Raw genomic sequence first — 24,340 nt, forward strand, 5'->3', positions numbered from 1 at the left:
TTAACCCTCTTTTCTATAATAACGTCACATCGGCTACAAAATGGCAACTGGTGATTTTTGATTTTTAGTTGGTAGTTACCGACCTGTTTCGCCGGACACGTGCTATACCAATCCTTATACCTTTTCATATTGTGCATGCCCAAATTTTTAGATTAGATTGGTTTAGAAAGGACGAGACCTTGTCTCGTCTCTTTTCTTTTTTACCTTTCGCCAGTTCTACTCACCCCTAAACTCTTTTCCTATGCGCTCCCTGGTCTTATTCGTTTGTATACTGCTTACCACCGGCCTGAGCCAGTGTCCGTCGACATCAGAACAGGGTAACTGGCTTCACCTCTTCAACGGTAAAAACCTCGACAACTGGTCCGTCAAAATAACCGGGCACCCGCTCGACGATAACTACGGCAACACCTTCCGGGTCGAAGATGGTAAGCTAGTGGTCCGCTACGACCAATACAAAGCGTTCGATGAGCAGTACGGCCATATTTTCTACAAAAAGCCCTTTTCGGCCTACCTGCTGGTGATGGAGTACCGGTTCGTTGGGGACCAGGTAAAAGGGGGGCCGGGCTGGGCTATCCGCAACAGCGGTGCCATGCTGCACGGCCAGGACCCGAAAACGATGGGGCTCAAACAGGATTTTCCGATCTCGATGGAAATGCAGCTACTGGGTGGCGATGGCCAGCACGAACGGCATACCGCCAACCTGTGTACGCCGGGCACCAACGTTGTGCTCGACGGTAAACTCTTTACCCCGCATTGCATTGACTCCAACTCAAAAACCTACGCCGGCGACCAGTGGGTTCATGCCGAAGCGCTCGTTCTGGGCGATTCACTCGTTAAACATATTGTGGAAGGCGACACCGTGCTCACGTACTCGAAACCACAAATTGGCGGTGGCAACGTCATTAATGTTGAACCAGGCCAGAAGAAAGACGGTCAGCTTTTAAAAGGGGGATATATATCCCTGCAAAGCGAAAGCCATCCGGTCGAATTCCGGAAGGTAGACCTGTTCGATCTGTCGCCTTACCTGAATAAGCCAACCCAGCTGGCGGCTGTTCTCCGCCAATTACAAGCACGAAAACCATAACGTTATGAAACAAGTACTCGTTTTGCTGTCATTACCCCTGCTGCTGAACCTCGGCAGCTGCATGAAATCGGAAAATCCCGTCAGCAACCCGGTGGCCGGGTCGGACACGACCTGGAAACTGGCCTGGTCGGATGAATTTAACACGACGGGAGCTCCCAGCGCCAAAAACTGGACGTTTGAAAACGGATTTGTCCGCAACAACGAATTGCAATGGTACCAGCCCGACAACGCCCGCTGCGAAAACGGTCTGCTGGTTATTGAGGGCAAACGGGAACAGCGCCCCAACCCAACCTATAAAGCGGGCAGCACGGACTGGAAAACCAGCCGTAAAACCATCGACTATACATCAAGCAGCATGACCACGAGTGGTCTGCAAAGTTTCAAATACGGCCGATTTGAAATGCGGGGCCGGATTGATGCCCGTGCCGGGCTATGGCCCGCCTTCTGGACGTTAGGCGTAGCGGGCGAATGGCCATCCAATGGTGAAATTGACATCATGGAATATTACAAGGATAAACTGTTGGCCAACGTAGCTTGGGGTACCGACAAACGCTGGACGGCCGAATGGCGCAGTAAGACAAAAACAGTAGCCTCGTTCAACGACCCCGACTGGTCGACAAAGTTTCACGTCTGGCGCATGGACTGGACCGAAGAGTCAATTAAGCTGTACGTCGATGATCTGCTGCTGAACACCGTTTCGCTGACTGAGACGATCAATAAAGATGGTTCGGGAATCAACCCCTTCCACCAACCCCACTACATCCTTTTGAATCTGGCCATTGGTGGCGACAACGGTGGAGATCCGGCCAACACGCCATTTCCCACCCGCTACGAAGTCGACTACGTTCGCGTTTATCAGCGGTAAATTTGGCAGAGTAGGGGTAATTATTGGAGTGGGTGGAGTAGTTGGCGTGGGTTAACTACTCCACCCACTCCACTTACCCCACTAATCCCAATTACGCCCCCTTTTTTGGCGAAAATACCCCCCGTCCATTCAGAGCGACCAGCTTAGTTTTGCACTATTCAAATAATGATTTTGCTTACGATTGATACATCGTAAAGTAAATCATCAAAAAACTAAGAAATCCAAATTCCTCTTTATGGACATTAAATGGCTACTTTTTTGTGGCGTCCTGCTTCCTGCACAGGAAGTACTCGGCCAGCAAATCGCCAGCAATAGCAGTCCGCTATATGCTTCTGTCAGATCAACGGTTGCCGGATTACGTGCGTCGGAGACGGCGGTAATTACCGTGACGGGAAAAGTGACCGACGAGAAAGGCGACGTATTGCCCGGCGCTACCGTTTCGTTGAAAGGCGGGTCAGTTGGTGCCAATACCGACGCCGACGGCAACTACACCCTGCGCATCCCCGACGGCACCCCGAACCCGGTGCTGGTCTTTTCGTTTATCGGCTACACCTTGCAGGAAATTGCCATCGGCAACCAGACCGTGGTGAACGTACAACTTAAAGGCGACGCCAAATCCCTGAACGAAGTCGTCGTTGTGGGGTATGGTACCCAGAAACGCTCAGACATTACCGGTTCGGTAGCGTCCGTACCCAAAACGCGGTTGTCGCAGTTGCCCGTTACCAACGTGTTGCAGGCCATTCAGGGCTCGGTGGCGGGTGTTAATATCTCGCAGTCGTCGTCGGTACCGGGGGCAGCGCCGTCAACGACCATCCGTGGTCAGAACTCCATCAACGCCAACTCCGGCCCTTATGTGGTTGTCGACGGTATCCCGCTGAGCAAAACGGGCGGCTCGCTGAGCGATATCAACCCCAACGACATCGAGTCGATGGAAGTACTGAAGGATGCGTCGGCGGTGGCTATTTACGGGACCAACGGTGCTAACGGGGTTATTCTCGTGACAACCAAACGAGGTAACACCGGCAAGCCAACCATTCGGTATAACAACTACGTGGGTATCGAGAATTTCGCCCACATGCTGCGGCCGCGCAACGGCGCTGAGTACGTGCAGAAGTACGCCGATTACATGGCCCAGACCGGCCAGAAACTGGTCAACCCGGTACCTAACTACGACGAACTGGCGAACTACAACGCGGGCATCACCACCGACTGGATGAAGGAAGCCACCCAGACAGGCGTGTTGCAGGACCACAACCTGAGCATTTCGGGCGGGTCGCCTAACGTTCGGTACTTCATTTCGGGTGAATTTCTGGATCAGAAAGGCGTTATTAAAGGCTATCAGTACAAGCGGGCCAGTTTCCGCTCCAACCTGGATGTCACCCTGACGGATTACCTGACGGTAGGAACCTCGCTGTTCATTGCCAATAGTAACCGCGACGGTGGCCGCGCCAACATGCTCAACGCATCGGCTATGAGCCCCTATGGGCAGGAATACAACGCCGATGGTACGTACCGGATTTACCCCATGTTCCCCGAGCAGTTGTACACCAACCCCATGATCAGCCTGACCGTCGACCGCGTTGACCGCAACACCAACCTGAACGGAAATGCCTACCTCGAACTGAAGCTGCCGGGCAAACTGAACGGCCTGAAATACCGGATGAATCTCGGCTACTCGTACATTCCGGCCCGCACGGCGAGTTATACCGGTCGGGCGGCCAACGACCTGCTGGGTACGGCCAACACGTTCTTCTCCGAAACCAACAGCTTTACGCTCGAAAATATCCTGTCGTACAGCCGGGATTTCGGTAAGAACCACTTCGACTTCACGGGTCTCTACAGCGCCCAGCAGCGGAAATACGCCACGGCTACCGGAACGGCCACCGGCTTTGTCAACGACCAGTTGTCGTTCAATAACCTGGGAGCCGGTGCCACCCAATCGAGTAATTCCTACGCCGACCGCTATGGCCTGAACTCGCAGATGGGCCGGATCAATTACTCGTACGACAGCCGGTATCTGTTCACCGTTACGGCCCGTCGCGATGGCTCGTCGGTGTTTGGGGCTAACACGACCAAATACGGCCTGTTCCCCTCGGCGGCTATCGGCTGGAACATCAGCAACGAGGCTTTCATGAAGAACGTGAACCTGGTGAGCAACCTGAAACTGCGCTTCTCGTACGGTAAATCGGGCAACGAAGCCATCAGTGTGTACCGGACCATTACGACCGACAACACCGTTCGCTCGCCTTTCAACGGTGTGAGCACCATCGGCGCACAGCCGGGCAATCTGGGGAATGCCAATCTGCAATGGGAAACGACCCTTAGCCGCAACATCGGCGTAGATTTTGGGATCCTCAACAACCGCATTAACGGTAGCCTCGATCTGTACAAGAACAACACCAAAGGATTGCTCCTGCTGCGCAGTCTGCCCATCCTGACCGGCTATTCGAGCGTATACGATAACCTCGGGGAAACGTCGAACACCGGTATCGAACTCACGCTGAACACCCGGAACGTAACGAGTGGCGACTTCAAATGGGAAAGCACGGTCGTGTTTGCCTCCAACCGCAACCGCATTCTCGACCTCTACGGCGACAAGAAAGACGACCTCGGCAACCGCTGGTTCATTGGTCAGCCCATTAGTGTGGTGTACGACTACAAACTGGCTGGCGTGTGGCAAACGGCTGAAGACGCGTCTTCGCAAGACCCCGGTGCGGTGGCCGGTGACCTGAAATTTGCCGACCTCAACGGCGACAAGAAGATCACCGCCGACGGCGACCGGATGATCCTGGGCCAGACGGCTCCCAAGTGGACCGGAGGTCTGACAAACACCTTTCATTACAAAAACTTCAACCTCAACGTGTTTATTCAGACGGTTCAGGGCATAACCCGCAACAACGCCGACCTGACCTACGCCGACGAAACCGGCAAACGAAACACGCCCATCGACGTGGGGTACTGGACGGCCGACAACAAGAGCAACACCCGCCCGTCGCTGGCGTTCAAGAACCCACGGGGCTACGGCTATGCGTCGGATGCGAGCTATACCCGCATCAAGGACGTAACGCTGAGCTACGTCTTCGACCAGAAACTGCTCGATAAACTGCACCTCGGCAGCCTGACGGTTTATGCCAGCGGTCGTAACCTCTACACCTTCACCAACTGGATTGGCTGGGACCCCGAAGCGGTGCAGTCTTCCCGCGGCTCCGGCGACTGGACGAACAACTACCCACTGACCCGCTCTTTTGTGATGGGCCTCAACATCAGCCTTCGCTAACGCGCAGCCTCAAAATCAACTTCGATGAAAGCATACATAAAAGTACTGGCCCTGTCGACCGTCGTTCTGACATCGGCCTGCAAGGATACCTTTCTGGAAGAAAAACCTTTTTCCTCCTACACGCCCGTTACCCTCAATGACTCATTAGGGTTCGAGGCATCACTTGTGGGGTTGTACAACCACACGAGTACCTATTTCTCCTGGTCCGACCAGCAGGGGTGGCCCAGCGTCTGGCAGGTGGGTACCGACGTAGCCAACGCGACGGCCAACCAGCAGGGTATCGAAATTCCCTACTACAACTACGCCCTGCTGACGCCTACCGATGGAGCCGCGGCCCGCACCTGGAACCGCAACTACGTGATGATCAACCTGACCAACACGATCATCAATGGCATTGAGGCCCCTACCCTGACGGCCATCAGCAAGACCGGTAAGGATAAAATTGATGCTGAAGCACGGTTCTTTCGGGGATACGCCTACAACAATCTGGCTACCTGTTTCGGGGGTGTTCCTATCCTGACACAAGCGCTGACCGGCCCCAAAACGGATTTCGTGCGGGCTCCGGTAGAGGATGTTAACAAGCTGATCGTGGAAGACCTGACCTATGCCGCGGCCAATCTGCCGGACATTGAGAGCGTGAAAACCAACTCCAAAGGCAAGCTCTACGGACGGGCCAATAAATTCATGGCGATGCAACTCCTGGCCGAAGCCTACCTGCGGATGGATAAGCCCGATCTGGCCGAAGCCCAGCTTCAGTCGATCTTCAGCAGTGGCCGGTTTAAGCTTATCAAGAACCGCTACGGAATCAAAGCGGGCGATGCAGGTGACTATTACCACGATATGTTCATCTACGGTAATCAGCGCCGGGTGCAGGGCAATACCGAAGCCATCTGGGTACTGGAGCAGGAAAACCCAACTACAGTTGTGGGTGGTATTACGGATAATCCGCAACAGCGCCGGACTTGGGGAGCGTCTTACCATAACGTGCAGGGTATGGCCCTCTCTGATTCGACCGGAGGCCGGGCATTGGGACGACTACGGCTAAGCAACTGGGTATTGTACAGCCTTTACAAGCCGGGCGACGTTCGCAATTCGCAATACAACATCCGTCGGCGGTACGTGTACAACGACCCTTCCAAGCCAGCTACGTATGGCAAAGTGGTGCCTTACACTGGTACGGATACGCTGTTCAACATAGCACCCCACACCACCAAGTGGTACCAGTTCGACCCCAACGATACATTTGGCTACGCTATGATCAAGGATTTCATCCTGATGCGTCTGGGCGAAACCTATCTGCTACTGGCCGAAGCGCAGTTCAAGCAGGGTAAACTGGAAGCGGCAGCTGCCAGCATCAACGTACTGCGCGAACGCTCATTTGCCAACTACCCAACAGTAGGCAAAGTAACCTCGGCGGATATGACGCTGGACTTCATCCTCGATGAGCGTGTTCGCGAACTGATCGGCGAAGAGAACCGCCGGATGACCCTGATGCGAACTAAAACGCTGGTTGACCGTGCCACCCGGCTCAACGCGAACAGCGCCGTAAACCCCTTGCGAAGCCTGACCAGTACGCACTTGCTGATGCCGATTCCCTTAACGGAAATCCAGCTTAACAAAGACGCGGTGCTGACGCAGAATCCGGGGTATTAATCATAGCGCGGCTGGGACTCCAGCCGCGCAACTTTATTTTTTCAACTATGAAACGTATTTCCTTTACCCTCCTTTTCTTTACCATAATCCTGCTCCCGCTCATCAGCACCGCGCAGAAGCTTATCAAACCCGGTGCGGTCTGGTACGATGACAAAGGCGATGTTATTAACGCGCATGGCGGGGGGCTCTTGTATGTGAATAAAACGTACTACTGGTTTGGCGAGAAACGCGGCTCATCGGCCTCGGAAGGCGTCAATGTGTATTCGTCGAAAGACCTGTACACCTGGAAAAATGAGGGACTGGCATTGGCAAAATCCACCGACCCGGCGAGCGAAATTGCCACGAACGGCCTGATGGAGCGGCCCAAAGTCATTTACAATCCAAAGACGAAGCAGTATGTGATGTGGTTTCACCTCGAACTGCCCGGTCAGGGTTACAAAGCGGCCCGTGCCGGAGTGGCGGTCAGCAAAAACGTGACGGGACCGTACCAGTACGTAAAGAGCTTTCGGCCCAACGGCCACATGTCGCGGGATATGACGCTGTTTGTAGATGATGACGGCTCGGCCTACCACATCTACTCGGCCCGCGAAAACTACGACCTGCGGCTAGTGAAACTAACCGACGACTACCTCTCGGCAACCACGCAGGACACCCTGCTGTTCAGCAACCACCGCGAAGCACCGGCCATCTTCAGGAAAGACAATCACTATTACCTCATCACCAGCGGCTGCACCGGCTGGGCACCCAATCAGGCCAGTCTGCACGTAGCCACATCGCCCTTTGGGCCGTGGAAACTGGTGGGCGACCCCATGCAAGGCCCGATGGCCGACAAAACCTTCGATGGGCAGTCGACCTATATCCAACCCGTTCAGGGCAAACGGAATGCGTTCATTTTTATGGCCGACCGCTGGAATCCCAAAGATCTGAAAGATAGCCGTTACCTGTGGCTGCCCATCACCTTCGAAAACAACCAGCCAGTCGTAAAATGGGTAGATCAGTGGGAATTGGCGCGTTTAGGGAAATAAGTAGTTAGTCTACAACGACCCATTTCATGCGCTACATTTTCTTTCTTGGCCTGCTGGCCGCTGGTCTGACAGCTTTTGCTCAAACGGCTCCCACAAGCTTACGGACAGACCTGTTGCTCCATACCGATAAGGTGTGGAGCAACGGCTTTTTAACGAACTACACCCTCGACGGGGCCGATTCTGCCCGGTTTATCGGCCAACTGGCCCTGATTCGCAGCAGTCAGCCTTCCTTTAGCTGGGTGCTTCCCAGTACCGGCGGAACGAGTCGGCAAACGGCGTACCGGATTATTCTGTCGACCTCCCGACAAAAAAATCAGACCGATGCGGGCGACGTTTGGGATTCCGGGAAAGTGATGAGCAGCCAGAGTGTGGGCGTTCTTTTACCTGCTTCGCAAAAGCTGGATACCAATCAGATTTATCTCTGGAAAGTAAAAGTCTGGAACGAGCGTAACCAGGAAAGTACCTTCTCTCAATCCAAAGCGTTCCGCACCGCCCCGCGCCTGACAACCTACGAAACACCGTTTTATCCGCTGGTTAAAACCGAAGAAGCCCCCCGGTCGAGACGGACGCTGGCCGGGCAACGAATTATGTATGATTTTGGCAAAGACGCGTTCGGACAGGTTTTTCTGACCGTTTCGTCCGCTTCGGAATCTGATACGCTGATGGTACACCTGGGTGAAGCCGTTACCGCCGATGGGCACGTCAACGAAAAACCATCGGGTACGCTCCGCTACCGCCAGATTCGGGTGCCATTACAAAAAGGGACACATCGCTACGCCATTCAGTTCAAACCCGATAAACGCAACACCGGTCCCAAAGCTATACTCATGCCCGATTACATCGGCGAAGTGCTGCCGTTCCGCTACGTTGAACTGGCGTTCAATCCAGCCACCCACATTGAGCAGGTCGTTCGGCAGATCGTCACCTACCCGTTCGATGATAACGCCACGACCTTTAGCAGTTCAGACTCGACCCTAAACCAGATCTGGGACCTCTGCAAACACACCATCAAAGCCACAACGTTCACCGGGTATTACGTGGATGGCGACCGCGAGCGAATTCCGTACGAAGCCGATGCTCTGCTCAACCAGTTGTCGCACTACGCCACCGACGCCGAATACAACATGGCCAAACGGTCGCTGAACTACCTGGTTTTTCATGCCACCTAGCCCACCGAATGGTCGCTGCAAAATGTGCTGATTGCGTGGTACGACTACCTCTACTCCGGCGATTCGCGCACGGTAGAGGCCCTTTACCCTGAACTGAAAGCCAAACTTCTGCTGCCCCTCGCCCGCCCGGATGGTCTTATCAGTACCCGAACGGGTCTGCAAACCCCCGAGTTCAAGAAGTCGATTCACTACGACACTTTTGATGGTCGGCCTACCATTCAGGATATTGTCGACTGGCCGCAGCAGGGTGTTTTAGGGTTAGGCAAGAAAGAAGCGGGCGAAACAGACGGGTTTGTCTTTACTGATTATAACGCCGTTGTCAATGCGTTTCACTATCAGGGACTTGTCTTTATGGCGCAGCTGGCAAGCCGCCTGGGCAAAACCGACGATGCCACCTTCTATACCAACCGCGCCAGTATGGTCAGGAAGTCGTTTCAAGCGACGTTTATTGACCCTAAAACGGGGTTGGTTCGCGACGGCGAAGGTACCGACCATGCCTCCCTACACGCCAACATGATGGCACTGGCGTTTGGACTGGTACCTGAGAAACTGCAATCGAAGGTGCTGGCTCATATGCGTTCGCGAGGGATGGCCTGTAGCGTATATGGGTCACAGTTTTTGCTCGATGCGCTTTATAACGCCAACGAAAGTGCCTACGGGCTGGCCCTGATGACCTCAACCGATGAGCGAAGCTGGTATAACATGCTGCGCACTGGCTCCACCATGACGACCGAAGCCTGGGATACCCGCTACAAACCCAATCAGGACTGGAACCACGCGTGGGGATCGGCCCCGGCCAACATCATCATGCGAAAGCTGATGGGCGTTGAAGCCCTGACACCGGCTTATGAAGCCGTTCAGATAAAACCACAGCCCGATACGTTACGGCAGGCATCGCTGCAACTGGCTACCCTACGCGGGTCCATCTCGGTAGCGTTCGACAATACGCCGGACCAGTTCGTGTTACGGACTACCCTGCCCGCCAACACCAGCGCTGTCGTCTATCTGCCCCGCAAAAAGGCAAAAAGTCAAGTACTGGAAAACGGCAAACCGATTAAGGCCGCTGTCGAAGGTAATTTCTGGAAAATCACATCCGTTGGGGCTGGCACGCACGAATGGGAAGTGAGGTGACAGGTATCTTCTTTCCCGTACCTGACCCCAATAACTGTTAACTACTTTTCATTAAAAGGTGGTTAATAAGTATAGCTATTCAAATTGTCGTGCATTATACTTACGGCACTAATTGCACGATAAGGCTACAAATAGGTTATCCACCCATTAAGAATTTTGAGAAATCGTATACTTCCGTTTCTGCTAGTATGGTTAAGTACTATAACTCTCATGCAAGGCCAGCACACGATTCGGTATCAGCGGGCCAGTGAACTGATTGAAATGGGCTCCTATGCCCGCTATTATGAAGATACGACCAGCCGGCTGAATCACATTCAGGTTAGTAAACTGCCCGACAGGTTGTTTACCAACAGCCCCGACAAGGTGCTTAATCTGGGGTTTACACCGTCGCGCATCTGGCTGAAATGGGATCTCAGCAACCAGACCAACGAGCCGGTTTACGCGATACTGGAAGCGCAGGATGTCGATTTCGTCGATGCCTACGTCGTTAGTGAGGATACAACGTATTTCCTGGAAACGGGTGTGCTACGTCCGTTTACCAATCGCTACTTCGGCATCAATAGCATCACGTTATATCTGGGGCGACATCCCAAACATGTTTATATTGCCCTTAAAGATATGAATGGGCTTGTTCTGCCCATCAAGCTGGGTAGCATTCAGCCAATCGTACAGAAAGTCTACCGCGAAACAATGATCAATTCGTTTGTGGCGGGGGTTATGGCGCTCATTGCCCTGTTCAGCTTTTTCATGTACGTATCCCTGCGCGACCGGACCTTTCTGCTCTATACCCTGCATGTCGTCTTTTCCTGCCTTACGCTGCTCACATTTGAAGGGTACCTGTTCGATCTCCTCTGGCAGGATATGCCGTATATGAACAACGGTATAAACTCCAGCCTCATCCGGCTATTCACCCTGCTGACGAGTCTGGCCTTCTCGGTCAATTTTCTGAATCTACGGGCCGTTTACCCGCGTGTCGCCCAGGCTTATCAGGGAACAGCGGTGCTCGCCATCGGCGTAGTTGCCGCTAAAATTGTCGGCATTCAACAGGCTGAAATGGTATTCAATGTTGTTGTGCTGATTACCTTCCTGTCGTTTCTAGGCCTGGGGTTAGTATTGTATCGTCGGGGCTTCCGGGCCGCCCGTTTCTATCTGCTCGGATGGGGTATTTACATCGTTGAAATCCTGTTGCTGGTACTCACGCTGTTCAACGTGATCTCGTTCGATCATGTTTTCACGTATTACGGCTACCAGATCGGAGCCGTTTGCCAGGCTACGCTGCTTACATTTGCCGTGATGGACCGCATCAACCTACTCCGTCACGACATAAGCCAGGCACAGGAACTGGCGCTCAAACGACTTGAAGAAAATCAGAATTTGATCGAACAGCATAATGAAGTACTCGAAAAGCAACTCAATCAGGCACCGTCTCCCCCAAGCGACGAACTTCAGCAGGTGCTCAGGATGATCCGGGAAGAACGGGAGCGGGTAAAGAAAATACCCATTCCAACTATAGAAAGCGTGTTGCTCTTTCCCGCCGACGATATTGTCCGGATCGAAGCGATGGGCAGTTACACCACCGTTCACTTTACTAACCGAAAAGAGTTGGTTGCCTCCCGCTCACTGGCCGAGTTTGAACAGGTACTGACCGACCACGACCATTTCTTCAAGGTACATAAGTCGCATCTGGTTAACCTCAAGTACATAACCAGGTACCGGCGCGGAGATGGGGGCACACTTATGATGAGCGACGGTAGCGAAGTAGACGTAGCCCGGCGTGTAAAGCCCGATTTTTTACGGAAGATGGGGCTGGAAAGCTAATTACTATGCGAATTGGATGATTAAGCCGTACCTATAGGACAGTCACGGCTTCTTTTTCCGACCGCAGATAACCTCAAGTCTGCCGGGCGTAAACTCGCCCGGCCCCAGCATGTTACAGGCCGCTACTTTTGATGTGTTCATTCACCAAATCAACCATCCTGTAGCATGAAGAAGTCCCTTTCTATCCTCATCACCTTATTGACCCTACAAACTCCGGCTGTACACAGCCAGGACATCCAAACCCCGCCCCGACCACAGTATGGGCCCGTGTTCATCCGTATCTACCCGCTTGAGCTTATCATGCATGAAGTACGGATGGGAGTCGAAATCCCGACCGCTAGCCGGCAGTCAATTGTGTTTGACGGTAGTTATTTCTGGGGCGATAATTCGACCAACAATACACTTTTAAGGAAAGGTTGGGCGCTAAAAATGGACTACCGGTTTTACCTGGCTAACGCTCAAAAGCGTGCCCGTTTTTTCGTAGGTCCAAATCTGATGATAAAAGGGCAACAATATACTCAGGATGATTTCAGCTATACGCGGTCATCGACGTCGGTTTCCTCAGCGGATTCCCGGATGATCTATTGCGTAAACCTGAAAATGGGTATTGATATTCAACTCGCCAGAGAATCTCGGAGCCGTCTCGAACTATTTTCAGGCGCGGGATTACGCTATCAGTCCAAAAGCCAGGACTTGACCCTCGATAGGGGTACTTCTGGCTATTCTAATGGCAGAGTATTACCCAATATCTTGTCTGGTATACTGTTGAAATTCTAACATACATACTCTCGGCCTGAGCAGAACGGTTCGAATACGTACATCTGCCCAAGCCGAGAGTGTCATTTATGACCCATCAACGCAGTACCTGTCTCACAATATCGGTAAAGGTTGCCGTCTGGTTTTGGCGGTCTTTAACCGTTATCTGGTCGCGTAAATTCAGGCGCGTATATACATGCAGTTCCGAGTCGATCAACTCAACGGCAATGGGACTTCCATCGGCGGTTTTGGTGCCCTGATCGATCAGTACTGCACTGACCGGGTCGGCCGACGAGTCTTTTTTCGATTTATACACCTTCATGGTACAGCCGCTCGGGAGGGTAATGCCCTTTTCCAGATCTTTCCGGACGATAGTCAGCACATTCTGTAACTGCTGAAGGGTTTCCTGAGGGCGGAAATGAAAAAATACTTTATCCTCACTAACCGACTGCTGCGTTTCGAAGTAACCCAGCATAGGACCAACCAAACCAACCAGCGAAAGCGATTTATCGGAGGGGACAACAATAGGGTCAACCAGCAATATAGTACGAGGGGCCAGCCGATTAGCGAAATAACCCGACGACACCAGTTCCAGCAACAGTGCCCCGCTGGTAGATGAACCCAACAGACTAATGTTTGTGTAGCCCGACTTTACCAGCCGGTCATATTCCTCCATAATAGCCGCCTGCCAGTCGTGCCAGGTCGACTTTTTGAAATCATCATAACTACGTCCATGCCCACCCAGAAGCACCTGCGACAGATAAAAGTCGGTTGGACCATTGGCCCAAGCCCGGAATTCGTCCCATTCGAACGTGGTTGCCGAATAGCCGTGGCAGGCGATAATAACGGGCTTTTTTGCCTGATCGGGCGTGGGGTTCGGAATAGCTTTCGAGACGAGATAACTTTCCGGTTTATAGATCGAAGGGTCGAACAACGTACCACCATCAAGCATTTCGGTTGTAATAGCCGGTTCCGATGAACAGGCAATGCCCATGACAGCCAGTAGCAGAAGACAAATGACTGTTTTCATATCAGTTTTTTGAGTTTTTGAGAATGTTCCAGGTAACACTGGTTTGTACAAACACGGGGTACAGCGTACCCGGTCCGGTCACACCATTGCCGGTAAGAAGGTTGTAGCCGATCGACGCATTGATTTTGAGCGGGACATCCGGGCAGTAACATAAACCAAATTCGGGCGAAGCCAACGGAGAAGTCTTCGGCAGTTCATCGAAGAGAGGATTAGCGTAGTGTGCCGCAAAGTAGCCCACGTTTAGCCTGGCCATCGGACGAACCACCCAGTTTGGCCGGAAATAATACCCGGCCGATACCAGAAAATTATCCTGTTTGATGGCATTGGACTGAAACGCTGTCCCTAACCGGGAGGTAATATAACTCAGACCCAGAAACAGACGCTTCGACACCAACTTAGGGTGTGCGTACTGTGCAGTAATACCATTTTCGGTATAAAAACTAATTGACTTCTGGAATCGGATACCCACATCGAGAACTGCTCCGGCAGGTGGGTGAATGGGGGGCTGACCAATCGTCTTCGAGATGGTTACCCAAGTAAGCAGGGCAGCCAACAGACACTTTTTTCGCATGGGGTGGATGACTAGTTGAACAACTGATAGATAGATCGGCAAATTACCCTTTATTCAATTGTATCAATCCATCCATTAATAAATACTTATCCTTTGTTTACTCCTGACAGCCAAATAGTTACACACCTTTATTAATATGCCAGGCGGCAACTAGTTCTTACCAGGCAATTACTTGCGAATAGAGCCCCGGGACCATTGAATAATTAACAAATAGTCTACACACTAAAAACTAAAACATTATTATACTTTCATGTGTAATTCATGTGTAGGTTTTCGAACACTTTCTTATAACTTAAGATGACTGAGGGTATTTAAAGGTTTCCTATTCAGTAGTTATTGAACTTATCGGCTTTATAATTACATTATAACCGGTTATCTGGCAAAAAACGGGTAAAAGTAACAGTTCATCGAAAACTCAGCTTCTTACAAGGCTCAACATACCACTTTTGTTATGTCAACGAGCCAGACAGACCCCTAACTCAAGTACGATCAGAAGACATGAACATTACAACCAGCGTAACCAGCCGTCCTGCTATATCAACAACTGTCATAACGGCAAATGCACGGGATACTAGCCAAATGCTGGATGAGTTGCTGGTTATCAACGACGTAGAAGAATCGACTTGGCTGCCGGGTGCCTTAAAACGATCATCACGCTGGTTTTCTGAAAGCAATTACCTGGGAGTCGATGAGAACCATCATTTGATGTACAGCCTTAACCGAAAGGAAATATACCTGTTCACGGCTATAGGCGTCACTGGTTTAACCCTATTGGGCTCACTTGCTCTATGGCTGGTTGGCTAACTTGGAGGTGCCTTCACTGCCATACATCTACCCAGCCAACTTTGTGGGAAGTCTCGTTTAAAAATACTGCTGTTTTCTTCATCAGTCTGATTCAGGCCTTTATTTGTCCTGTTAAACGACCACGTATGTAGGTGATAGTTCTTCTAGAAAAGCGCTTTTCATATAAGACTATTCCTTAAGTGGTCTGCTCTAAAAGCGGCCTTTTACCTACTTTATACCCTTTTTAAAACCGGCCAGCGTACCAGCATAAAGATGGGCGAACTTCTTAAAAATTTTACCAGAACCGTCTATAAACCAATGTACTAAAGTTTTACTATACAATAAATCAAAAAGATACACACGATTATATTACCCATATTTCAACAGTTAAGTTATATTTGTTTACTTATCACATCAGTATCTTCATTTTGCTTGTTATTTCTCCTATACATTTAATTTTTTATACTTGTCATATTCGCTATATGACCGCTTATAGCCGTTATATACACTAATTGGTAGACCCACCCTACTAATCTTCCTTACCCTAATTATCAGTATCCTTACCCACGTTTTGTATTTTATATCTTAAAGTGAGTTACTTTGCACAATAAGTGTGAAGACATCGATGTTTCCTTAGTGCCCTTTTCGTAACTCTGTAACTATAGAAATCTATCCATATGAATGACGTTGAATCAACGGTACGTTATAGTACCCTATTGGTCGAAGATGATCCTACTTTTATTGAACAGCTAAGTCGTTATATTAACCAGGTAAAATTCCTCGCTCCGCCACTCATATGCTACACGGGTGTTGATGCCTTAAAAGTTCTGGCGACCACTCCAATAGATATCCTGTTTCTGGACCTTACCCTGCCCGACATGAATGGGCTAGACTTACTAAGAGCCTCCCGGAATACGTCGGCCGTTATTGTTACGTCGGCTTACAGTGAACTAGCCATCGAGTGCTTTGATTTCGATATCATTGACTTTTTACCCAAGCCTTACGACTTTAAGCGGTTTTTGCGGGGTGTGGGACGCGTTCTTGAGCGTATCCAGCCAGCAGCCGTTACCGAGGGAAAGCCAGCAGCACCCATTAAGGAAGAAATATATTTTAAATCCGGACGGCGGTTGGAGCGGTTCGCCTTTAGTGATATTCTATACATAGAAGCGTATGGTCTTTACATTAAAGTCCACACCCCGGATGGCGTCTTCGCAGTTAATAAACGTATATCTGCCCTGTCTGATGATCTCCCGAACGACCGTTTCATCCGTATTCATAAATCGTATATCGTCAACGTTACCCATCTGAAACGACTGGAATCAAAAGCGGTCTGGATCAAAACCACTAAGATTCCTATTGGTATTACCTATCAGCCTACGGTACAGGAGCAAATGCAAAAGCTTGGCATTAGTGCTAAGTCAAACTAACCATCATGCCCTCGCTATCAAGTATACAACAAAGGCTATTTCCGAGGTATGGCCTAGAATCACTGTCTCCATATGACAGATTCAGGTTCATGACCTTGCTAAACATTGCCTGGTTACTTATTGCGGTAATGATTCTCGTTGCAATTGCCAACGCTTATTTTCACAAATACGATAGGGTGTTCAGCAACGCATTTAATATTACCTTTTCCTATGTGCCTACACTTTGGCTCACCTATAAACATAAAATAAACCGTGCTGCCTGGTACTGTGTTGGTTCTTTATACATCACAATACTCCTCGCTTTTTTCCTGAGGCTGGCCACAGGTCATGAAACTGACCTGGACTTACATATAACAGGCCTTTGCATTATGTCGCTGATTCTACTCGACGGAAAAGCCTCGTTACTAATGGCTCTGCTAACGGCCTTCACCTATTTTTCATGTAGAGTACTTCTCATTTATTACATCCCTACTCCATTCGAGATCGGCCACTTTGTAGACGGAACCACTGTTTTCAGCCTAATCATTTACTTTGGCTACATTGTCAGAAAAACAGCACTTAAGATGCAGCGGGAGATTAGTGAACAGAACAGCAAGCTTATCAACGCTAACACACTAAAAGACAAGCTATTTGGCATCATTGGCCACGACCTGCGCAGCCCCATCGCCAGCCTCAAAACCCAACTCATGGGCATACACGAAGGCTACATCAACCCCCTCGATTTCCAGCAGCGCACCGGACGGCTCATGCAGATGGTCGATGGCGTCTACCTGACCCTGGACAACCTGCTCCACTGGTCCATGCTCCAACGAGACCATCTCCTGACCCGACCCACAAAGCTCGACCTGACCCAACTCATCGAATCGGTTCTCTACCTTTACACCGGTGAGTTGAAAGAAAAAAACCTCTCCCTTACCACCTGCTTTCAAGCCGCCCCGGTGGTAGCCGATGAACTGCAGCTCCAGATTGTGCTGCGCAACCTGCTCCACAACGCCATCAAGTTCACCCCGGCGGGCGGCTCTATCCACGTCAGCACCGGCCAACACGACCACACCGCCTGGCTGCGCATCACCGACTCGGGAGTGGGCATGCCCATCAGCCGACCGACCTCTTTGTCGGAGCAGGTCGTTCCCAGCCGGGGCACGGCGGGCGAGAAAGGGACGGGGCTGGGCCTGGAGCTATGTCGGGAGTTCATGCGGCTCAATCAGGGTGAGCTACTTATTGACAGTGAACCGGGGAAAGGAACGACCGTAACGATCAGACTTAGTAACTTTGCCGACGCAATGGATAAGCAACTTTTTTATCAATAACAGAGTTTTGTAGACTTATATAATAAGTCTTTAACTTAAAATTTACCTTTACATCAAATCAAACATCGATTTACATCTTGCAGATCTAGTGGGTGGTAAGCTTTAACTTACACTAAACCCAGCTTCTCTTCGTAAAAGAATCGCAGTTGGGCAGCTATCACTCGTATCAGCCTTGTCGTTTATCGGCTCACACACGTCGTGTAGGATTGGCTCCGTTTTTTGTTAGCCAACTGATTTTGTAGATTTGACGAGATTACAACATTATGAATCTTTGGAAACAGTTAAAAACACGGCTCACACAGAATCTGGCAAACGATCCGAAAGCAGTGGAGGAGGCCTGTTTCTGGCGCGTTGACATGCATTCGCACTTACTCCCCAATGTCGACGATGGTGTTAGTAGCCAAGAAGAAACCCTGGCTTGCTTACAGCAGATGGCCGCCTGGGGTATTCAGCGGGTCATTACCACACCGCATGTCAGCCGCGACTGGTACCCCAACTCGTCCGATACGTTACGGACGGGCCAGTTAGAATTGCAGGAGCTAGCTGATACGCATGGTCTGTCCATGCAAATTGACGTTGCAGCTGAATATATGCTCGACGAGTTTTTCCCGGAACTGCTTGATAAAAACGACCTGATGACATTTGGGAAGGAACGGTACGTACTCATAGAAACCGGCTGGGCAGCCGCTCCACAGCAGCTCGAAGATGTGTTATTTCGCCTTCAAACCAAAGGTTACATGCCCGTTCTGGCTCACCCAGAACGCTACACTTACTACCATACAGACGAAGCTGCGCTGGCCCGACTCCATGAAATTGGCTGTTTATTTCAGCTTAACTGGCTTTCGCTGACGGGTAGGTACGGCCGAAAAGTTCGTACTCAGGCACAGCGCATACTGCACAATAACTGGGTCGATTTTATTGGCAGTGATCTCCATCGGGCAGATGACCTGGATACGCTTGCCTCGTTATTTACCCTGCCGGAGTATGAACTACTCCGCTCCCAGCCCCTGCGGAATGAGTCATTGCGTTGAGCGGACATACCCTCATCCAACAAACTCTGTCTGGTAATACGTATGTTGTCGCACGGGTTCCGGCACCCTGGTTTGATACGTATAGGTACGCCGGACAATATAGCTTTTTTTGCCCTGAGACTCATAATAGGTACGCATTTGCAGATCCAGGCTAACGCCAAACGCCAGAAACTGGAGCCCGGCCAATAGCCAGATCGCACCTACGGCAAAGCGGTCGAGATCCGTAACAGCGGCATCAGACGTCCATAAAAAGCGCATGGACAGAAAAAGGCCACCAAGCAGCAACAGCATACCCAGCCCGCCAAACAGGTGCATGGGTCGGTTCAGGTATCGCTTAAAAAACAGCAGCAGAAACAAGTCGCTTAAAACGCGCCCCGTTCGTCCCAACCCATATTTTGACTGACCGATCCGGCGGGGGTGGTGCCGAACGGGGACCTGTACAATCCGGGCACCATCCAAGTGGGCCAGTGCTGCAATGAACCGGTGCAGCTCGCCATATAAGCCAATCCGTTTTACACAATCGGCCCGGAACACTTTAAGCGCACAGCCATTATCATCAATGGGCAGGTCGAGCGTTCGACGGATAAGGCCATTTGCCAGTCGGCTAGGCCATACCCGCGACCAGCTCGCGTCCTGGCGATTATGCCGACGACCCATCACCAGATCGACGTCCTGTTCGTCAGCAATCCGAAGCATGGGAATAATATCCAGCGGATCATTCTGCTGGTCGCCGTCCATCGTAACAATAAACCTGCCCCTGGCGGCATCGATACCCGCCGACAAGGCCGCGCTCTGGCCATAGTTTTTTTGTAAGTCCAGAATCGTCAGCCGCTCGTTTCGGACGGCCAGCAACTCGGCCAGCGTCGCATCGGTTGAGCCATCGTTGACGTAAATAATCTCATAATCCAGCGATTGCAACGCCCGATGGAGCTGATCAAGTAAGGGCTTGTTATTTCCTGATTCGTTGTAAACACAAACCACGATAGATACATACGGTCGATTTTCCATAGGCTTTTACTTACTCGATGGGCTGGGCATAAGCCTGCGTTCGTTGATATTGATTGACCATGTTGCGTAAGCCGTCTTTCAGGCCGGTAGCTGGCTGATAGTCCAGTAACCGTCGGGCTTTTTCGATGGATGCGTGAGTATACGGCACATCGCCCGGCTGATCGGCCAGCCAGTTGATCGGCACACGCCGTTTGGTGAGCTGTTCGAGCATACCAATTAATTCCAGCAGCGTAACCGGATGAGCACTGCCCAAATTGACAATCTCATAGCCCTTTACCCGCTCGATCGACCGGCTTATGCCGGCCACAATATCATCGACATACGTATAATCGCGACGACTTAGCCCATCGCCGAAAAGGGTAATCGACTGACGGTTTTTTAGTTGCTGAATGAACCGGGAGATGCCCATATCGGGGCGCTGCTGCGGGCCATAAACGGTAAACAGCCGCAAACAAAATACGTGCAAACCGTACAGCTGGTGATGCTGCTGGCACAGCCGTTCGGCTGCCCGTTTCGAGAAAGCGTAAGGTGATACCGAATTTTCGGCACAATCCGTTTCCAGAAACACGCCCCCGGACCGGCTGCCGTATACGGACGATGACGAGGCAAACACAAATCGCTTGACATTGAATAACCGCATGGCTTCCAGCAAAACAGCCGTCCCGTTTACGTTATGCTCCATGTAGGCAGACGGGTTCTGTAACGATGGCCGAACACCCGCCAGACCGGCCAGATGAATTACGCCATCGACCCGGTGGGCGCTAAAAATCTGGTTCAGTAAGCCTGAATCGCGGATATCTCCCCGGTACAATGACCAGCCTGATAAATGCCGGATAGATTGTATATGCTGCCACTTAATGGCGGGGTCGTAACTACTGTTGAAATTATCGAGCAGTAGCACCGTGTGCCCCATTGCCAGCAAATGACGGGTTAGTGTATGACCGATAAAGCCCGCTCCACCCGTTATCAGAATCGTCATCGCGTATAAACGTTTTACCTGATTGATGATTGGTTATTCGTTAGTGGTTAGTGTGTTACGGATAACCATTAACCACTAACCATTACTCAAATACGACAATGGACGCCGGGTGCCGATCAAACAGAACAAGTTGGGCAACGGTCCTGGCGGATTCATGCGCCAGACTGACTGAGTCGGCGATGTAATAAGCACCCGGTATCTTTTTGCTGGTTTTCCGTAAGATGTCGCCCCGTGTAAGGGTAATATGAAACGAGCTGACATCCGTTGCCGGGCCGTCCCCTACGGTTGTTTTGTAGCCATACAGCGGATGCCCCAGTGTTAGGCGGGCTGCTTTAACAGCCGCATCTCTGTAAAACTCACGCTTGGCAGCTCTACCCGGCAGCGCAAACCAGTTGAATCCCATCCGAACGACAATCAGCACGGCAATCATCAGACTGAGCCGATTGCGGGCATCCCTGAGCATAAACCAAGCCAGACCCGCCAGCAGAACAGAGAGAGCGGCCGTTTTGGCGAATGCACCGGGCAACACACGGGTTGTGGGGTAGAATATAACGGCCCAGCAACCCAGGGCCAACACAACCGTTGTGACCAGCCAAATCCGCTCCACCCACCACCGCCCACGGCTAGCCGGGCTACTGTGTTCATAATAGAGATACGCCAGTACGGTAAACAGCATAGGCATTAGCCCGATCAGGTAGCGCCCATATACCTGGGGCGAGAGCCAGTAAATGACAACCGTAGAACTGAACGATACCGCATTAAAGGCAATAAAAGGATTGCCTGCCAGAACTTTGCCGATTCCGCGACGTATCAATAACACCAGCAATAGCGTGAAAGGGGCAAAGTGGTAAGTAAGCTCAAACGGAAAGGTAATCAGGTGCAGCAGGGTTGCGCCCCAGCCAAAGTACAGTCCGGTACGCTTGGCACTTTCGGTAAACAAGACCCCCGCAACATCCTGAAGCGGGATGGCGTTCCGGCTGAAATACGTCCAGTAGTAAGCGCCCGTAATGAGTACGAATACCCCGATACCGGCAAAATGAGCCGGATGGAAAAGCAAACGAGTCCGCCGGGTATACGCAAACCAGCCCAGCAGGGTTAACCCCTGAAAAGCTACCGGAGGAAGTCCTTTAAGCAAAAAAGCGACAGCCGTAAGAGCATACGTTGTGAGGTAAAGCCACCAGTACGACCGTTTCTGATCGTAGCGATAGACCAGCACAATGGCCGTATAGGTAACCAGTGAGAAGGTGATCTCAATTAGCCCCAGCATCGAATCGTACAGCAGCACTCGCCCGTTGGTAAGCATCATCAGGGCAGCCGCCCCACCCACCACCGGGTTTATTTCCTTTCGCACGAACCGGAATAATACCAGGCCCAGCAACAGCAGCGAAACGAACATAGGGAACCGCAGGGCGAAAGACGAATAGTTACCAAACAGCCGATATGAAGCAATGATGAGCCAGTTGAACAGAGGTGGTTTGTTAAAATACCGTTCGCCATGCAGTGTAGGCGTTATGTAATCGCCGGACAGCATCATCTCCAGCGATACCAGTGCTCGGCGAGCCTCATCGCCCGTATCGAGCGGCATAAATCCCAGGTGAGACACCAGCGTGAACGCCAGGCCTGCACAGAGGACTAAAGGCCACCAGTTGGTTGTTGACCCAACAGTAAGCCGATTGGCAGTTGTGAGAGCTTCCATCTGATACCGAACAGTTCGTTTATCGTTTTTGAATGACTTTACGTAAGCTCAACCACCCACCCAGGTTATTCGTCAGCCACTGTCCCTGGTCGAGGGCCACGGCCAGATTCAGTTGGGTGCCGCCCAGCCACGATACGGGTAGCATGAGTTGGGCCATACCCGAAAACTGGGTTAGTGGGGTGCGTGGGTCGCTGCTCATAGGTCGCCCCAGATTACGGCTGAATGACAAGAGTGTTCGGAGCTGCACGCCAGATGGCCACTCTCCCAGCATACCAAAATGGCCTACTTGTACGCGGTTGTTGCTGATCATCATGGGCCCAAAATTTTTACGGCCACCTTTTAAATTGTGCAGATCCTCCCGGGAATCCATCAGGCGAGTAATAAAGGGAGTTCCAATAATCCGCTGCCGGTGGGTCCAGCCGTCAACGTACTGGTAATTATTGAAGTAATCGTCGGCCCCGTTGTACAGGCGGCTCCCAATGTTAAAGTTAAAATCTGTCTGGTTTAAGGTTGTCAGAAATTCGGCGGTCAACTGCCGGATTACGAAGCCACGTCGGCCGTCAAGCTGCTTATTTTTCCAGCGAATGCCATACAGGCCATCGGGCATATTCTGAAACGCCACCCCCGACTTGTCTTCGAAAGGATGTTGATAATACAAAAACCAGTTGCCCTCCTTAGCGTCAATCTCCATGGCAACGTCGATGGAGCCGAGGTGATTTCCGGCCTGATTTATTAAATCGAAGTGACTATACTGGGCCGTATCATTAGGTGGTTGTCTGACCAGTATGATGTCTTTATAAGTCTGCAGCGAACTGGGAATTTTACCATCCACTGTATAAGCCCCTTTTAGGGTTCGCGAACTACCGCCCCATTGTGCATAGTGCGTAACCCCTCCGTATAACTTCACCCGGCTCCGAAAAAGGTTGATCCGTACAAACAGGGCTTTTTGATGAAGAAACGAATTTTGGATAGAATCGGTGTTACTAAACCATCCATGGGCATACATTCCATTAAGGGCAACTACACCTTTTGTAAAGCCTAATGGCACATAGCCACGGCTACCCAGTTGGATTTTATAGATCGGCAGGGCATTTCCAGACCAAGCATACGAACCCGACGACAAAAGCGTATCGACCAGCCCGAACACTTCCCGCTTACGTCCCAGGTATAACTCAAAGTTCCTGGATAACAGACTGGCATAGGCTACCGGCAGAATAAACTGCGAACGAGTACCTACATTGGCCACCCCTTCGACGGCTACTTTTGAATGAATCCTTTGCAGGTTACCGAACTGCCTGGTAAGACCCAGTCGAACAATCCCGGCTGGCCCGGTTAAGGGTACGGTTCCATATTGGCGCGACCGAAACCAGAACGGCGTTTGTCTGGCCGACGATCCAAAGCCGCCTACTTCGGCCATAAAGCTCTGCCGGGCGGTCACCGTATCGGGGATAGCCTGAGCGACCAAACGAGGTTGAACAGCAATACAGGCAAGAAATAAAAGAATGAAGCGTACTATATTTATCATGAAGTCAACTATATTTTGTATTTATACTACAACCTATTAAGACTATACACATAAATTCTCTTTTTCTATAAATTAACGTCTTACAATCTTAGTAAAAAACAATCAATAATTTACCCTTTCAGCTATACTGGGAATAATATGTTTACAATATTAGTGAAATACAGGTATAATTAATTGACTTGCTCAACTCACAAGGCTTATT

General features: G+C 51.0%; 18 protein-coding genes and 1 pseudogene. 13 read left to right on the plus strand and 6 right to left on the minus strand.

Features of this window, described 5'->3' with window-relative positions:
* Nucleotides 1-241 precede the first annotated feature (241 nt).
* From NT073_RS31130 to NT073_RS31170, 9 genes and pseudogenes are all read left to right on the plus strand, one after another.
* Nucleotides 242-1,084, plus strand: a complete 843-nt coding sequence (locus NT073_RS31130) for a DUF1080 domain-containing protein (RefSeq protein WP_297381941.1) — start codon at nt 242-244, stop codon at nt 1,082-1,084.
* 4 nt (nt 1,085-1,088) lie between these two features.
* The gene (locus tag NT073_RS31135) at nt 1,089-1,949 is read left to right on the plus strand and encodes a glycoside hydrolase family 16 protein (protein WP_297381943.1); all 861 of its coding nucleotides are present in this window, start codon (nt 1,089-1,091) and stop codon (nt 1,947-1,949) included.
* A 235-nt stretch (nt 1,950-2,184) separates the two neighbouring features.
* Nucleotides 2,185-5,226, plus strand: a complete 3,042-nt coding sequence (locus NT073_RS31140; protein ID WP_297381945.1) for a TonB-dependent receptor — start codon at nt 2,185-2,187, stop codon at nt 5,224-5,226.
* Nucleotides 5,227-5,250: 24 nt separating this feature from the next.
* Complete coding sequence (locus NT073_RS31145) at nt 5,251-6,879, plus strand: RagB/SusD family nutrient uptake outer membrane protein (protein WP_297381946.1); 1,629 nt, start codon at nt 5,251-5,253, stop codon at nt 6,877-6,879.
* 47 nt (nt 6,880-6,926) lie between these two features.
* Nucleotides 6,927-7,904 carry a glycoside hydrolase family 43 protein gene (locus NT073_RS31150; protein WP_297381948.1) on the plus strand — a complete coding sequence of 326 codons (978 nt, stop codon included), beginning with the start codon at nt 6,927-6,929 and terminating at the stop codon, nt 7,902-7,904.
* 662 nt (nt 7,905-8,566) lie between these two features.
* Nucleotides 8,567-9,874 (plus strand): annotated as a pseudogene (locus tag NT073_RS31155) (alpha-L-rhamnosidase); the annotation flags it as partial.
* Between the two features lie 18 nt (nt 9,875-9,892).
* Nucleotides 9,893-10,204: an alpha-L-rhamnosidase C-terminal domain-containing protein gene (locus NT073_RS31160; protein ID WP_297382169.1), complete on the plus strand. Its 312-nt coding sequence runs from the start codon at nt 9,893-9,895 to the stop codon at nt 10,202-10,204.
* Between the two features lie 210 nt (nt 10,205-10,414).
* Nucleotides 10,415-12,022: a 7TM diverse intracellular signaling domain-containing protein gene (locus NT073_RS31165; RefSeq protein ID WP_297381950.1), complete on the plus strand. Its 1,608-nt coding sequence runs from the start codon at nt 10,415-10,417 to the stop codon at nt 12,020-12,022.
* 165 nt (nt 12,023-12,187) lie between these two features.
* On the plus strand, nt 12,188-12,799 hold the full coding sequence (locus NT073_RS31170; protein WP_297381952.1) for a hypothetical protein: 612 nt from the start codon (nt 12,188-12,190) through the stop codon (nt 12,797-12,799).
* A 76-nt stretch (nt 12,800-12,875) separates the two neighbouring features.
* Here the strand turns inward: NT073_RS31170 and NT073_RS31175 are convergent, their stop codons facing one another.
* Nucleotides 12,876-13,808 (minus strand): esterase, encoded by a 933-nt coding sequence (locus NT073_RS31175; RefSeq protein ID WP_297381954.1) that lies wholly within the window; start codon nt 13,806-13,808, stop codon nt 12,876-12,878.
* A gap of 1 nt (nt 13,809) precedes the next feature.
* Nucleotides 13,810-14,379, minus strand: coding sequence for a hypothetical protein (locus NT073_RS31180; protein WP_297381956.1), 570 nt, complete (start codon nt 14,377-14,379; stop codon nt 13,810-13,812).
* A gap of 498 nt (nt 14,380-14,877) precedes the next feature.
* On the opposite strand from NT073_RS31180, the gene NT073_RS31185 reads away from it, so the two are divergent.
* From NT073_RS31185 to NT073_RS31200, 4 genes are all read left to right on the plus strand, one after another.
* Complete coding sequence (locus tag NT073_RS31185; protein ID WP_297381957.1) at nt 14,878-15,183, plus strand: hypothetical protein; 306 nt, start codon at nt 14,878-14,880, stop codon at nt 15,181-15,183.
* 656 nt (nt 15,184-15,839) lie between these two features.
* Nucleotides 15,840-16,589, plus strand: coding sequence for a LytTR family DNA-binding domain-containing protein (locus NT073_RS31190; protein ID WP_297381959.1), 750 nt, complete (start codon nt 15,840-15,842; stop codon nt 16,587-16,589).
* 368 nt (nt 16,590-16,957) lie between these two features.
* A complete protein-coding gene (locus NT073_RS31195) occupies nt 16,958-17,899 on the plus strand; it encodes a HAMP domain-containing sensor histidine kinase (protein ID WP_297381960.1) in 942 nt (313 codons plus the stop codon).
* Nucleotides 17,900-18,162: 263 nt separating this feature from the next.
* A complete protein-coding gene (locus NT073_RS31200; protein WP_297381962.1) occupies nt 18,163-18,930 on the plus strand; it encodes a CpsB/CapC family capsule biosynthesis tyrosine phosphatase in 768 nt (255 codons plus the stop codon).
* 12 nt (nt 18,931-18,942) lie between these two features.
* Here the strand turns inward: NT073_RS31200 and NT073_RS31205 are convergent, their stop codons facing one another.
* The 4 genes from NT073_RS31205 to NT073_RS31220 form a co-directional block, all read right to left on the minus strand.
* A complete protein-coding gene (locus NT073_RS31205; protein WP_297381964.1) occupies nt 18,943-19,938 on the minus strand; it encodes a glycosyltransferase family 2 protein in 996 nt (331 codons plus the stop codon).
* Between the two features lie 10 nt (nt 19,939-19,948).
* Nucleotides 19,949-20,917, minus strand: a complete 969-nt coding sequence (locus NT073_RS31210; protein WP_297381965.1) for an NAD-dependent epimerase/dehydratase family protein — start codon at nt 20,915-20,917, stop codon at nt 19,949-19,951.
* An 82-nt stretch (nt 20,918-20,999) separates the two neighbouring features.
* Nucleotides 21,000-22,613: a glycosyltransferase family 39 protein gene (locus NT073_RS31215; protein WP_297381967.1), complete on the minus strand. Its 1,614-nt coding sequence runs from the start codon at nt 22,611-22,613 to the stop codon at nt 21,000-21,002.
* A gap of 19 nt (nt 22,614-22,632) precedes the next feature.
* A complete protein-coding gene (locus NT073_RS31220) occupies nt 22,633-24,138 on the minus strand; it encodes a capsule assembly Wzi family protein (RefSeq protein ID WP_297381969.1) in 1,506 nt (501 codons plus the stop codon).
* Nucleotides 24,139-24,340: the final 202 nt, after the last annotated feature.

It is taken from the genome of Spirosoma sp. (assembly GCF_026391055.1).
GTDB lineage: Bacteria > Bacteroidota > Bacteroidia > Cytophagales > Spirosomataceae > Spirosoma.

What these genes read in the sequence shown, in the direction of transcription:
- NT073_RS31130 (WP_297381941.1), top strand. Translation starts at nt 242, where the DNA reads ATGCGCTCCCTGGTCTTATTCGTTTGTATACTGCTTACCACCGGCCTG.
- NT073_RS31135 (WP_297381943.1), top strand. Translation starts at nt 1,089, where the DNA reads ATGAAACAAGTACTCGTTTTGCTGTCATTACCCCTGCTGCTGAACCTC.
- NT073_RS31140 (WP_297381945.1), top strand. Translation starts at nt 2,185, where the DNA reads ATGGACATTAAATGGCTACTTTTTTGTGGCGTCCTGCTTCCTGCACAG.
- NT073_RS31145 (WP_297381946.1), top strand. Translation starts at nt 5,251, where the DNA reads ATGAAAGCATACATAAAAGTACTGGCCCTGTCGACCGTCGTTCTGACA.
- NT073_RS31150 (WP_297381948.1), top strand. Translation starts at nt 6,927, where the DNA reads ATGAAACGTATTTCCTTTACCCTCCTTTTCTTTACCATAATCCTGCTC.
- NT073_RS31160 (WP_297382169.1), top strand. Translation starts at nt 9,893, where the DNA reads ATGGGCGTTGAAGCCCTGACACCGGCTTATGAAGCCGTTCAGATAAAA.
- NT073_RS31165 (WP_297381950.1), top strand. Translation starts at nt 10,415, where the DNA reads ATGCAAGGCCAGCACACGATTCGGTATCAGCGGGCCAGTGAACTGATT.
- NT073_RS31170 (WP_297381952.1), top strand. Translation starts at nt 12,188, where the DNA reads ATGAAGAAGTCCCTTTCTATCCTCATCACCTTATTGACCCTACAAACT.
- NT073_RS31175 (WP_297381954.1), bottom strand. Translation starts at nt 13,808, where the DNA reads ATGAAAACAGTCATTTGTCTTCTGCTACTGGCTGTCATGGGCATTGCC.
- NT073_RS31180 (WP_297381956.1), bottom strand. Translation starts at nt 14,379, where the DNA reads ATGCGAAAAAAGTGTCTGTTGGCTGCCCTGCTTACTTGGGTAACCATC.
- NT073_RS31185 (WP_297381957.1), top strand. Translation starts at nt 14,878, where the DNA reads ATGAACATTACAACCAGCGTAACCAGCCGTCCTGCTATATCAACAACT.
- NT073_RS31190 (WP_297381959.1), top strand. Translation starts at nt 15,840, where the DNA reads ATGAATGACGTTGAATCAACGGTACGTTATAGTACCCTATTGGTCGAA.
- NT073_RS31195 (WP_297381960.1), top strand. Translation starts at nt 16,958, where the DNA reads ATGTCGCTGATTCTACTCGACGGAAAAGCCTCGTTACTAATGGCTCTG.
- NT073_RS31200 (WP_297381962.1), top strand. Translation starts at nt 18,163, where the DNA reads ATGAATCTTTGGAAACAGTTAAAAACACGGCTCACACAGAATCTGGCA.
- NT073_RS31205 (WP_297381964.1), bottom strand. Translation starts at nt 19,938, where the DNA reads ATGGAAAATCGACCGTATGTATCTATCGTGGTTTGTGTTTACAACGAA.
- NT073_RS31210 (WP_297381965.1), bottom strand. Translation starts at nt 20,917, where the DNA reads ATGACGATTCTGATAACGGGTGGAGCGGGCTTTATCGGTCATACACTA.
- NT073_RS31215 (WP_297381967.1), bottom strand. Translation starts at nt 22,613, where the DNA reads ATGGAAGCTCTCACAACTGCCAATCGGCTTACTGTTGGGTCAACAACC.
- NT073_RS31220 (WP_297381969.1), bottom strand. Translation starts at nt 24,138, where the DNA reads ATGATAAATATAGTACGCTTCATTCTTTTATTTCTTGCCTGTATTGCT.